A 12,217-nucleotide genomic window follows, 5' to 3' on the forward strand; every position below is an offset into this window, starting at 1 on the left:
CACTATGTTTCCAATATCCCGTCCCCGGCCGCGGCCACCCTCCCCGGGCCAGCCCCGCGCCGACGATCGCAGGATCCGGGTTCATGATCCCGAGGCGCATGGCGCATTCACGGCGGCGGCGACGGCGCTGTTTGCGCAATCCGACGGTGAATTCGTGGTTCGGGCGCGCGAGTGCGAGACGCTTGAGGGCGAGACGCCCGATGTCGTCGTCGTCCAGCGTTTTCCCGACGCCGCGTCCGCGCAGGCGTTCTACGACAGCCCCGGGCATCAGCAGGCTCTGAAGAGCGCCGGCGGAGCCTTTACCCGCGAGGTCGTGATCGTCGAGGGAGCCTAGCCCCCGCAGGACTTCGCCGATGACGGATGACCGGCGTGCGTTGAAGGTCGCACTGAGAGTGGCCGGTCATCTGGCAGCCATCGTGCTCATCTATCTCATGTTCTCGTTCTCGCTGTTTCTTGGGCTCCAGGTCAGCGTGACATACGGGAACATCGGCATGGCCGTAACAGCCGGAGCAGCCCTGGTCTACGTCCTTCGGTGTATCCGAAGCCGTTGACGTATTCCTGAAACCCGGACTCCGCCCTCCCCGTCCGGTTCTACTATAGTCTCCGCACGCGCCTCGATCCCGGCGCTGGGACCAGCCTGCGAACGAAAGGCGGCCGACGCCATGCTTGAGATCCGGAACCTCGTCAAGGTCTACCCCGGCCCCGTTGCCGCCCTGCAGGGGGTGTCGCTCGACGTCGGGCAGGGGATGTTCGGGCTCCTCGGCCCGAATGGGGCGGGGAAGACCACCCTCATGCGCATCGTCGCCGGGCTGCTCGAGCCTACCTCCGGCACCGTCCACTTCGACGGCGAGGACATCGTCGCCGATCCGCGCCGCATCCGGCGGCAGCTGGGCTACCTGCCGCAGGACTTCGGCTTCTACCCGCACCTCACGGGCGAGTCGATGCTGCGCTTTCTGCTCGTGCTCAAGGGGGTGGAGGCGCCGCAGGGGGTGAAGCGGCTCGCCGCGGAACTGCTCGACCGCGTGAACCTCTCCTACGCCGCGAAGCGCAAGGTGAAGGGCTACTCGGGCGGCATGCGGCAGCGGCTCGGGATCGCGCAGGCGCTGGCGGGCGACCCGCGGCTGCTGGTCGTGGACGAGCCGACCGCGGGCCTCGACCCGGAGGAGCGGCTCCGCTTCTACCGCCTGGTCGCGGAACTGGCCGAGGACCGCACCGTCCTCCTCTCCACGCACATCGTGGACGACATCTCGGTGCTCTGTCCACGCGTCGCGATCATGTACGGCGGCCGCTTCGTGGCGGACACGACGCCCGCGGAGGCCCGCAACCGCCTCGCGGGCACGATCTACCAGGGCGCGGTCGAGAAGGAGGACCTGCCCGCGGTCGACCGCGACTACCGGGTCACGCAGGCGATCCTCATCGAGGGCCGCAACCAGGTCCGCATCCACCTCCCCGAGGGCCCGCCCCCGGCGGGCTTCGAAGCTGCCGGCCCCACGCTCGAGGACGCCTACCTCCTGCTCGCGCAGGCCAATGGCGCCCAGGCGAACGGCGCCGGGGGCGACGCCGCTGAGGAGGGTACGGCGTGAACGCGTTCACGCGGTGGTGGGAGGTCACCCGCCGGGAATTCCTGGCGGCGTTCCGCCGCCCGGCCCAGTGGGTCCTCCTCGTGATCCTCGCGCTCATGGCCATCGGGCTGGCCCAGGGGTCGGTCGTCATGTCCACGGGCAGCTTCGTCCCCGGCGCCGAGCGGCCCCACATCACCTCGGTCTACAACCAGAGCATGATCCAGGGCATCGTCATGCTCGCGATCGCGGCCTGGTTCCTGGCCATCTCGTGCGGGATGGTCGTCATCCGCGACCTCGAACTCCAGGTGACGGAGGTCTTCCACTCCACGCGACTCACGCCACGGGAGTACGCGTGGGGCAAGTTCTGCGGAGCGGTGGGCGCGTTCGCGGCCGCATGGCTGCTCTTCCTCGTCTTCCTGAGCTTCTTCGCGCACATCGTGCGGGGGTCCGGAGGGTCCGAGTACATCGGCCCCTTCTCCCCCTGGAACTACCTCTTCCCGACGCTCCTCTTCGGGGTGCCGCAGATTCTGCTCTTCGGGGGCGTCGCCTTTTTCCTCGGCACCTGGACGCGCCGTCCGATCATCGTCTTCGCCTTCCCCATGGCGTCGCTCCTCGTCACCCTCACGTTCCTGGCCACCTGGTCGCCGGACTGGCTCTCGCCGGACGTCAACCGGGTGCTCATGCTCATCGATCCCTCCGGCTTCCGGTGGCTGGACGAGACCTTTCTTGCCGTCGACCGGGGCGTGGAGTTCTACAACACTCAGCCGCTGCGGCCCGACGCCGGATTCGTCATCAGCCGGGTGGTCGTCGCGCTGCTGGGACTCGCGGCCGTAGCGGGCGCGGTGCGCAGCTACGCCCGCAGGATGCTGGCCGGCGGCGTGGAGTTCCGCTTTTTGCGCCGGCTTCGGCGCCGAAAGGCCCCCGTCGCCGCTTCAGCCGCCGATCCCGTTCTGACCCCGAGCCAGGCGGCGGCGACAACCCTGACGGACCTCGAGATGACGACCCGCCCCATCGGCTTCCGGAAGGGGGCCGGCGTCATTGCGCGGGGCGAGATCCGGGACCTCGTGGTGCGGCCGGGGATGTACCTCTTCGTCCCCCTCATCCTCTTCACGGCGGTCAATGCGACGCTGTTCACGATCGGTCCCTTCAGTTCCCGTCTCCTCTACACGCCGGGCGCGATGGCGGAAGCCCAGCTCAACACGCTCAACCTCCTCCTCTGCTTCCTGCTCCTCTTCTACACCGTGGAGTCGCTGCACAAGGAACGCAGCCGCCGCATGCACGAGATCTTCGCCGCCACGCCCGTCGGCACCGGGGCCGTCCTCCTCGGCAAGACGCTGGGGAACAGCGTCATGGCGGGTTTCATCCTGCTCATCATGCTCGTCGCCAACGCGGTCGTCCTCCTCTACCAGCAGATCTTCGGCGGGAGCCCCGTGGGGTCCGACATTTTCCCCTTCGTCGTCGCGTGGGGGGCCGTCCTCATCCCCACCTTCATCTTCTGGACGGCGCTCGTCACCGCCCTCTTCTCGCTGCTCCGCAACCGGTACGCGGTGTACGCGCTCGGGGTCGGGCTCATCTTCTACACGATATTCGACGTGCGGACGGGCGACGGGATGACGTGGGTGACCAACTGGCTGGGCTGGGGCGTCCTCAGCTGGAGCGACATGGGTACGTTCACCCTGCACGGGACCCCGCTTCTCCTCAACCGCCTCCTCTACCTGAGCCTCGTGCCGCTCCTCGTCGGGCTCTCCGTGAAGTGGTACGGGCGCCAGGACTTCGACGCGGTCGGGATCATCCACCGCCTCCGCCCGAAGCCGCTCCTGCTCGGCGCCCTCCGCCTCCTGCCCTTGGGAATCCCCGCCATCGTCTTCGCCTCGATCCTCGCCGCCGGGGGCGAGCGGGGCTACCAGGGGGACGCCGCGGGGGAGTGGGCGGAGGACTACTGGGAGCGGAACACCGCCACCTGGACCGACTTCCGCATGCCGTCGGTCTCCCGCGTGGACCTCGATCTCGACTTCGAGCCGAGCGAGCGCTCCGTCGCCGTGAAGGGGGAATACACCTTCTTCAACCACCGCGACTACGCGTACGAGCGGTTTCCGATCACGGCCGGGCCGTGGGATCCCATCGAATGGACCTTCAACGGCGAGGCGTACGAACCCGAGGACCGCGCGAACCTGTTCATCTTCACGCCCGAGGAGCCGCTGGCGACCGGGGACACGCTCACGATCGGCTTCGAATACGACTTCGTGTTCATGGAGGGCATGAGCCAGGGGCCCGGCGGGGCGGGGCAGTTCATCCTCGAATCGGGGATCGTGCTCACGGCCTTCGGGCCGAACTTCGTGCCGGTGCCGGGATATCTGCCCGGGATCGGCGTGGACGAGGACAACTCGGCCGAACCCCGCGACCAACCCGACGACTTCTACGAGGGGGAGACGGAGCCGATGTTCGGCTGGGGCGGCGGGCCGTTCACGGTGCGGACGCGGATCACGACGCCCGAGGCCTTCACCGCCAACGGCGTCGGCCAACTGGTGAGTAGCGAGGTCGCCGACGGCCGGCGCACGGTGGTGTGGGAGACCGACCATCCCGTGACCCTGTTCAACGTGATCGCCGGCAGGTACGAAGTGATCGAGGGGGACGGCACCGCCATCTACCATCACCCGGAGCACGACTACAATATCGAGGAGATGTCCGCCGCCCTCGACGCGGCGCGCAGGTACTACTCCGAGTGGTTCTATCCCTTCCCGTGGGACCTGCTCAAGATCTCCGAGTTCCCCGACTACGCGGGCTACGCCCAGGGCTTCCCCACGAACATCTCGTTCAGCGAGGGGATCGGGTTCCTGGCGAAGAGCGACCCGGTCTCACACGTGGCGTTCTTGGTCGTCGCGCACGAGGCCGCGCACCAATGGTGGGGGAACCTGCTGGTGCCCGGCGACGGCCCCGGCGGCAACATCCTCTCCGAGGGCATGTCCCACTACGCCACCATGCTCCTGCACGAACAGGTGTACGGCGACCGCTACCGCATCGAGTTCGGCAAGCGGACCGAATCGCAGTACGGCTTCCGACGCTTCGTCGACTCGGAGCGCCCGATGGTGAGGACGGACGGCAGCCGCGCCGGCGACGGCACCGTCACCTATGAGAAGGGCGCCTGGGTGATGTGGATGCTCCAGCAGGAGATGGGCCGCGACAACATCCTCGCCGGCCTCCGCGCCTTCATCGAGAAGTACAACCCGGACCCGGACTTCCCGGTGCTCCAGGACATGCTGGCCGTCCTCCGCGGCTTCGCGCCGGACACGGCGAGGTTCGACGCCTTCGCCGACCAGTGGTTCTATGACGTGGTGGTGCCCGAGTACGAGTTCGAGGACGTGACGAAGACCCTTGAGAGCGCCGGGGCGGGCGCTGGCGGCGGCGAGGACGTGTGGGTCGTGCGGGGGACGATCCGGAACGTCGGCAGTGGGGAGCTGACGGTGGAGGTGGCGGCGACGGCGGGTGACCGCTGGTCCGACGAGGGAGACGACCGGGAGCGCTCTGTAGTCGCGGAGGGCTACCGCGACGCGCGCACCGAGGTGACGCTGGGTGCCGACCAGTCAGCCGAGTTCGAGATCCGCGCCGGGTTCGACCCCGAGCGCGTGCTGGTCGACCCGGACGTGGGGGTCCTGCAACTCAACCGGGACGCGGCCGTGTTCGACTTCTGAGGAGGGATCCGCCCGAAGTCAGCCCCCGGAAGCTGCGCCAGCGCATGCGCGCGGGTATGGAGTGGGCGGTGGCGATGGACCTTCGGCCCGACAACCCCTGCGCCTCGGCGAAGTGGCGTCGGCGATCCGCAGCGTGCGTGCGTCGAACGGGCGGCCCGTGGTGAAGCTGGCCTTCGAGTTCCTGGTGCTGACGGCGACGCGCTCCCGCGAGGTCCGCGGGGCGCTGTGGAGGGAGATCGACCCGGACGGACGCTCGGTCGGGGCAACCGGCTTGTGTTTCCGGGTTTGCATGGAACGCCGCTCGGGCGCACAGCAATCTGGGAATTGCTCAGGGCGTGTAAGGTTCGAGACCCGCAGGTTGTCAGTTTGACGCGACCAGGGCCCGGTACTCCCCCACGTCCCTGAGGCCGTAGTCCTCTCCCGTGACCTGGAGGACGCGGACCCGGTACCGGGCGAGCTGGCCGCGGTCCGGCACCCGGAAGCGCAGGAGCGGGCCGTCCTCGAGCGAGCCCGCCACGACGATCCGATCGCGCCCCGGCGCGGCGGAATGGTAGAGCTCGAGACCGGGAGCCCCGACGACGGCTTCGATGCCGGGACCCTCGAGCTCCAGCAGAACGCCGGTGGCGCGGCCGGCCGCCGGTGCCGTCCACTCGACGGTCAGGAACCCGGGACCCGCCTCGGCGGTTGCCGGGGAAGGCTGCTCGACGGCCGGAGAGCCCGGATCCCGCTCGGCGGCGGCTGGCCCCACCAGATCGCCGGTGCACGACCACGCCGTGGTGGCCGCAAGCAGCAGGGCGAGCGCGCAGGCGGCCCTGCGCGCCGGGCGGGGCTCGGAGCCGCGCCGTCTCGGGCGCCTGGGGGTCCGGCGGCGTCCGGCCGCGGCGAGCCCGAGCAGGGCGGCGGCCGAAGCGGGACCGCGATCCGTGGGAGCTCGTCCGCAGCGTGCCTCACCCCGCCCACAGCGATCTCTCCAGGAGAGCACGTCGCCGAGGTCGTAGCGGCCGTTCCGGTTGCCCAGGCGGTCGAGCGCCTCCAGTTGGGCCTCGCCGAGGGTCCGCTCGCCGACCAACGCGGCGGCGGCGTGATCCGGGGTCACGCCGTCCAGGACGTCCAGCGCGTCGTCTAGCGGATCGTCTGCCACGTCCCCGTTGGCCGCGTCGCCCGCGCTCGACGAGGCCGCGTCGACGACCTTCGCCGACAGCGAGTGCGACAGCGGCCGGTCGTCCTCGGTACAGATCGCGTCAACCGCGTCGCAGTCGGTCGTCTCCGGCAGCGTGATGATCACCGTGTCGTTCGCCGAAGTCGGCTCGACCGTGATGTTCCATGCCAGGTTGCTGCCCCGCTGTTGGCGCTGGGCCTCCCGCACCTCGCCACCCGTCACCGCGAACGCGGTGTCGCGCAGCGTCACGTAGCCGACCTCGACCTCTTCGCTGAACGCCAGCCCGAACGTGAACTCCCCGCCCGTGTGCGAGGCCGGCATGTCGCTGAAGCTCGCCGTCAGCGGCGGCAACGCGTCGTCGTTGTCGTTGATCGTGCCGGTGGCCGTCGCGTCGCCGAGCGTCGCGTTCGCCGGGCTCGACAACGTGAGCGTGAAGGTCTCGCTCTCTTCTGCCACCGAGTCGTCCGTCGTAGCAACCTCAACGGTCTTCGAGGTCTCGTTGGCCGCGAACGTCAGTGTTCCCGACGCCGCCGCGAAGTCGGCCCCGCTCGTCGCCGTGCCGTCCGATGTCGCGTACTCGACCGTCACCTGCTGGCTGCTCGCCGCCGACAGCGACACCGTGAAGGGGACCGCATCGCCCTCGGCCGCGCTCGCGTCGGACACGCCCACCGTCGGAATGATCACCGGTCCCGCGACCACGTTCGACAGCGAGTGCGACAGCGGTCGCTCGTCCCCGGTACAGATCGCGTCAACCGCGTCGCAGTCGGTCGTCTCGGGCAGCGTGATCGTAACGGCGCCCTGGCCGTCTGGGTCGACCGTGATGTTCCATGCCAGGTTGCTGCCCCGCTGTTGGCGCTGGGCCTCCCGCACCTCGCCACCCGTCACCGCGAACGCGGTGTCGCGCAGCGTCACGTAGCCGACCTCGACCTCTTCGCTGAACGCCAGCCCGAACGTGAACTCCCCGCCCGTGTGCGAGGCCGGCATGTCGCTGAAGCTCGCCGTCAGCGGCGGCAACGCGTCGTCGTTGTCGTTGATCGTGCCGGTGGCCGTCGCGTCGCCGAGCGTCGCGTTCGCCGGGCTCGACAACGTGAGCGTGAAGGTCTCGCTCTCTTCTGCCACCGAGTCGTCCGTCGTAGCAACCTCAACGGTCTTCGCTGAACGCCAGCCCGAACGTGAACTCCTCACCTGCTGGTGTGCGAGGCCGGCATGTCGCTGAAACTCGCCGTCAGCGGCGCCGCGGCCTCGGTGTTCCGGATCGTCCCCGTCGCCTCCGCATCGCCGAGGGCACGCGGTGTCGCGCAGCGTCACGTAGCCGACCTCGACCTCTTCGCTGAACGCCAGCCCGAACGTGAACTCCTCACCCGTGTGCGAGGCCGGCATGTCGCTGAAACTCGCCGTCAGCGGCGCTGCATTGTCGTCGTCAAGGATCGTCCCCGTCGCCTCCGCATCGCCGAGGGCGGCACCCGAGGCGTTGCTGAGGGTGAGCGTGAACGTCTCCCCCCCGTCGACCTCCGTGTCGTCCGTGATCGGCACGGAGATCGTCTTCCTTGTATCGCCCGCCGTGAACGTCAGTGTGCCGCTCATCGCGGTGTAGTCCTCTCCCGCCGTCGCCGTGCCGTCCGACGTGGCGTAGTGCACCGTCACCGTGTCGCTCGCGGCCGGGGTCAGCGTCACCACGAACTCCAGCGCGGCGTCCTCTTCCTCGGTCGCCTCCGCGTCGGCCACCGACAGGCTGCTCGAGTCCCCGCTCGGACCGGGGATCGTCCACGCCGCCGGCACCTGCGTCAGCACCGTCCCGCCGGCCGTGCAGATGCCGCCCGAGGCGCACGCCGCGTCCGCGACCAGCGCAAACGTCACGTCGCTGTTCCCGTCCGGTGTCATGAAGAACATGTAGGCGTTCTCGAGCCCGTCCTCCGTGTGTGCCTGAACCGACAGCGCCGACGCCCCCGTCACCGTCACCGACGGCGTGTTCCTATCGAACGACGCCACCGGCTCGCTGAACGTCACCACCACCTGGGGGCGGTCGTCCGATCCCGCGTGCCGCTTCGAGGTGAACGCGCTCTCGGGGAAGTCGGCCGAGAGTTCGGCGGCGGTCTCGGTGTCCCGGATCGTCCCCGTCGCCTCCGCATCGCCGAGATCGGCGCCCGAGGCGTTGCTCAGGGTGAGCGTGAACGTCTCGCCGCCGTCGTCCTCCGCGTCGTCGGCGATCGACACGGAGATCGTCTTCGTCGTATCGCCCGCCTGGAAGGTCAGCGTGCCGCTCGTCGCGGTGTAGTCCTCTCCCGCCGTCGCCGTGCCGTCCGACGTGGCGTAGTCCACCGTCACGGTGTCGCTCGCCGCCGGGTCGAGCGTCACCACGAAGTCCAGCGTGCTGTCCTCCTCCTCGGCCGCCTCGATGTCGGCCACCGACAGCACGCTTGAGATGGCCACCGCCACCGGGTCCGTCGCGGCGCTGACGCGCGTCTCCCGCGAGCCGCCGTCGTCGGTAAACGTCACCCGCACCTTGACGGTCTTGCCCGCGTCCGCCGGAACCGGCGTGTAGGTCGAGTCCGTCGCGCCCTCGATGTCGGTGTCCGCGCCCCCGTCGTTCGACAGCCACTGGTAGGCGAACGTCGCGTTCTCAAGACCGTCCTCGTCCTCGATCCCGTCCACCGACGCCGTCAGCTTCTCGCCCACCCGCGGCGTTCCGTAGATCACCGGCAGCCCGGTCGTCGCCGTCTCGTCCCCCTCCTTCACCGTGAACGACACGGTTCGCGTTCCGAGCGCCTCCCCTGCGCCGTCCGCCTCCGTGTACGCGGTCCCGCTCAGCGTGTAGCCGCCGGCCGGCAGCGCCTCGCCCTCGACCGTGCCGCCGCCGTCGCCGTAGAGCGAGTACGGCGACGCGTTGTCGGTGTGCGCGACCGACTTCGCGCCGGTCAGCTCGAGCCGGACGCTGCCGATCCCAGGCGCGGCCTGGGCCACGATGCCGTAGCGCCCGTTCGCCGGATCGGCCAGCGTGACCTCGGTCCCGTCCGCGAGCGATCCGACATCCGTGCCCGACGCCGCGTCCACCAGCGTGAAGCCCGCGACCACGTCCTCATGGTTATAGATCCAGCCGCCTGCGTACTTGTCTCCGAGAAGCGCGCCAGAGACGTTGCTCAGCCGCAGCCAAAACCACTCGCCGCTGTCCTCCACCGCGTCGTCGACGATCGGCACCGACACGGTCTTTTCCGTCTCGCCCGGCGCGAAGGTCAGCGTCCCGTCCGTCGCCCGATAGTCCGCGGGCGCGGTCGCGGTGTTGTCCTCGGTGCGGTAGTCCACCGTCACCGTCGAGTTCGCGGCCGGGTGGAGTTGCACCGAGAAGTCGACAGTCGCGTCTCGGCCTTCCGCCCCCAAGGCCCTCCAGGTTCGGATCGTCGGGTTAGCCGACACCGCCGTCGTGCCGTCGACGCTCCCCGCGCGGCCGTTGCCCACCGCGTTCACCGCGCGCACCTCGAAGGTGTATTTCCTCCCCGCATCCGAGAGCCCGCTGCTGTGCGTGTAGCTCGTCGTGGTCGGCCCGCTGCCCCGGATATTGGACCAGGCGGTGAAACCGGGGCTGGCTCTCGTGCGCCGGTACTGGTACTTCGTGATTGCCCGGCCGCGGTTGCCCGGCGTCCTCCACGTCAGCGTGATCGACCGGTCGCCGGGCCTCGCGAAGAGCACCGGCGCGGACGGCACGTCCGGCGTCGTCGCGCTCCGGCTCGCCGCCGCGGAGCGCGACGTACCGGCCCGGATCCGCAGCTCGACCGTGTAGGCGGTCCCGTTGGCGAGGCGGCTCACGGTGTGGCGGGTGGTCGTCGCGTCGCTTCCGGCAATGTCGGTCCAATCGCTCCAGGTGTCGCCGGCGTCGGTGCTCAGCCGGTACTGGTACGCCTCCACGGCCACGGTCGAGGCCGCCGCCGTCCACGCCAGATCCACCTTGCGGATGCCCGCCGTCGCCGTGAGGCCACTCGGTGCGTCCACGGGCAGGGCCTGCGTTGTCGCCCTCCGCTGGGCAGACGCCCCGGCGCCTTCGGGATTCACGGCCCGCACCTGGATGTCGTAGGGGGTCTCGTCCGCCAGCCCGGTCAGGGTGTGGCTGGTGGTCCGGTAGTTGCTGTTTGGAATCCTCGTCCAGGAGGTGTAAGGCTGCTCACCCGATCGATAACGCACTTGGTAGTAGTCGATACGGTTGAAGGTGGCCCGCGGCGTCTCCCACGACAGCGCCACGCGCCGGAAGCCGCCCGCGGCGACGAGCTCCACGGGTTCGTTCGGCCGCCCCTCGTCGACGGACGTGAAGGTGATCGAAGCGCGCGGTCCAGCTTGGGTGTTCACCGCCCGGACCTCGAAGGTGTAATCGTCACAGGCGAGGGTGCCCAAGGTCACGTAAGTGAGAAGCGGATCACCCAAGTCGGAAGACCGGGAACCGAAGGATCCATTCCGTTTCCTGTAACGGAACTCGTACTTCGTGATCGCCTTGCCGCCATTCGATGCCGGGGCCGACCAATACAGGTCCACGTGACAGCTGTGCGATAGCGTCACCCTGAGGTCGGTGGGCGCGCCGGGCGCGCCCTTGTAGCCGCTCGGCAGGTTGTTCGTTCTCGCGGTGGTTCTCGCCGCATCGGAGCGCACCGAACGGGCCCGCATCCGCAGTTCGACCGTGTACCCGGTCGCGTCGGGAAGGTCGCTTATGGTGTAGGCGGTGGTCGAAACGTCGCTGCCGGGGATGTCGGTCCAGAAGCTCCAATTGTCGCCGCCGTCGGTGCTCAGCCGGTACTGGTACCGCGCCACGGTCACGGTCGAGTCCGGCGCCGTCCACGCCAGGTTCAGCTTCCGGAAGGCCCCCGTCGCCGTGAAGCCGCCCGGTGTCTCGACGTTCGGGATCAGCGGCCCGTGCTTTATGTATTGACCCGGACCGAAGCCGACGTTGTTCACGGCCCGTATCATGAATGTGTACTCCTGCCCGTCGCTCAGACCGGTCACGATGTAGGTGCGCGCGGCCGCGCCGCCGGGAACATCCTCCAAGACGATGTCCAACGGCGAGTTGAGGTAGTAGCCCCACTGGTACTTCGTGACGGGCGGGGTGCCCGAAACCGCGGGCCAATCAAGTTCCACGCGGCCGATGCCAGCCCGTGAAAGCAAGGCCACCCCGTCCACCGTCGCGGTAAAGGGGTTGTCGACGGAAAAGTCCGTGAACGACAAGGTCTCGTTGCCCGCCGCATCCTGCAGCGGGTTCGTCGCGGGCTTCGTGTAGGAGACCGTCACCGTCTTGCCGGCGGATACGAACTGGGTGAGGTGGGTCTGGATCGCTATGCAATCCCGGCCGCAGAAACCAACTTCCCTCGCGGGGCGCGCCGTGCCGTCGATCTTGACCGTGAACGCAGACGGGTGCGGCAACGAGGTCCGATCGAGATCTTCGTCGGTATACAGGCGCAGAACCCTCTCGATATACACCGTCGCACTCGCCGGCCCCGGCGGGGTGTTGTCCTGCGCGGAGGCGCCGGGGGCGGCCACGAGCAGCACGGCAGCCGCGAGAGCGCCGGTGCGAGAGGCGATGGTCCCGACCCGGCCGGTGAACCCGGCTCTCCGCCCGTCCCGCCTGCCCGGCCGTGCTTTCAACCGCGCCATCCGGCCGGGCCCGGCGAGGGAAGCGCCGGCGCCCGCGGAGCAGGCCCGGAAGGGCCGGAAGGTCGAGGGCTTGGATCTGCTCGCGTGGCGAGGTGATCGTGTGGACATGGTCGCTACTCGCTGACTCGGGAGGACGGTGTCGGCGGCGCGGCCTGGACGGGCGTGCCGACGGGACCGGT

At 69.3% G+C, this 12,217-nt stretch carries 5 protein-coding genes; 4 read left to right on the top strand and 1 reads right to left on the bottom strand.

The genetic code is table 11. The annotated features are described in order from the left end of the window. The first annotated feature begins 4 nt into the window (after window positions 1–4). The 4 genes from ACOQPP_RS01305 to ACOQPP_RS01320 all read left to right on the top strand — a co-directional run bounded on the left by ACOQPP_RS01305 (window position 5) and on the right by ACOQPP_RS01320 (window position 5,251). A complete protein-coding gene (locus ACOQPP_RS01305) occupies window positions 5–334 on the top strand; it encodes a DUF1330 domain-containing protein (RefSeq protein ID WP_419164059.1) in 330 nt (109 codons plus the stop codon). A 19-nt stretch (window positions 335–353) separates the two neighbouring features. Continuing rightward, window positions 354–551, top strand: a complete 198-nt coding sequence (locus ACOQPP_RS01310) for a hypothetical protein (RefSeq protein WP_419164060.1) — start codon at window positions 354–356, stop codon at window positions 549–551. A gap of 111 nt (window positions 552–662) precedes the next feature. After that, window positions 663–1,583 (top strand): ABC transporter ATP-binding protein, encoded by a 921-nt coding sequence (locus tag ACOQPP_RS01315; protein WP_419164061.1) that lies wholly within the window; start codon window positions 663–665, stop codon window positions 1,581–1,583. After that, complete coding sequence (locus tag ACOQPP_RS01320; RefSeq protein ID WP_420635721.1) at window positions 1,580–5,251, top strand: ABC transporter permease/M1 family aminopeptidase; 3,672 nt, start codon at window positions 1,580–1,582, stop codon at window positions 5,249–5,251. Before ACOQPP_RS01315 ends, ACOQPP_RS01320 begins: the two co-directional genes overlap by 4 nt. A gap of 361 nt (window positions 5,252–5,612) precedes the next feature. Here the strand turns inward: ACOQPP_RS01320 and ACOQPP_RS01325 are convergent, their stop codons facing one another. Then, window positions 5,613–12,029: a Calx-beta domain-containing protein gene (locus ACOQPP_RS01325; protein ID WP_420635722.1), complete on the bottom strand. Its 6,417-nt coding sequence runs from the start codon at window positions 12,027–12,029 to the stop codon at window positions 5,613–5,615. Window positions 12,030–12,217: the final 188 nt, after the last annotated feature.

It is taken from the genome of Candidatus Palauibacter sp. (assembly GCF_965222475.1).
GTDB lineage: Bacteria > Gemmatimonadota > Gemmatimonadetes > Palauibacterales > Palauibacteraceae > Palauibacter.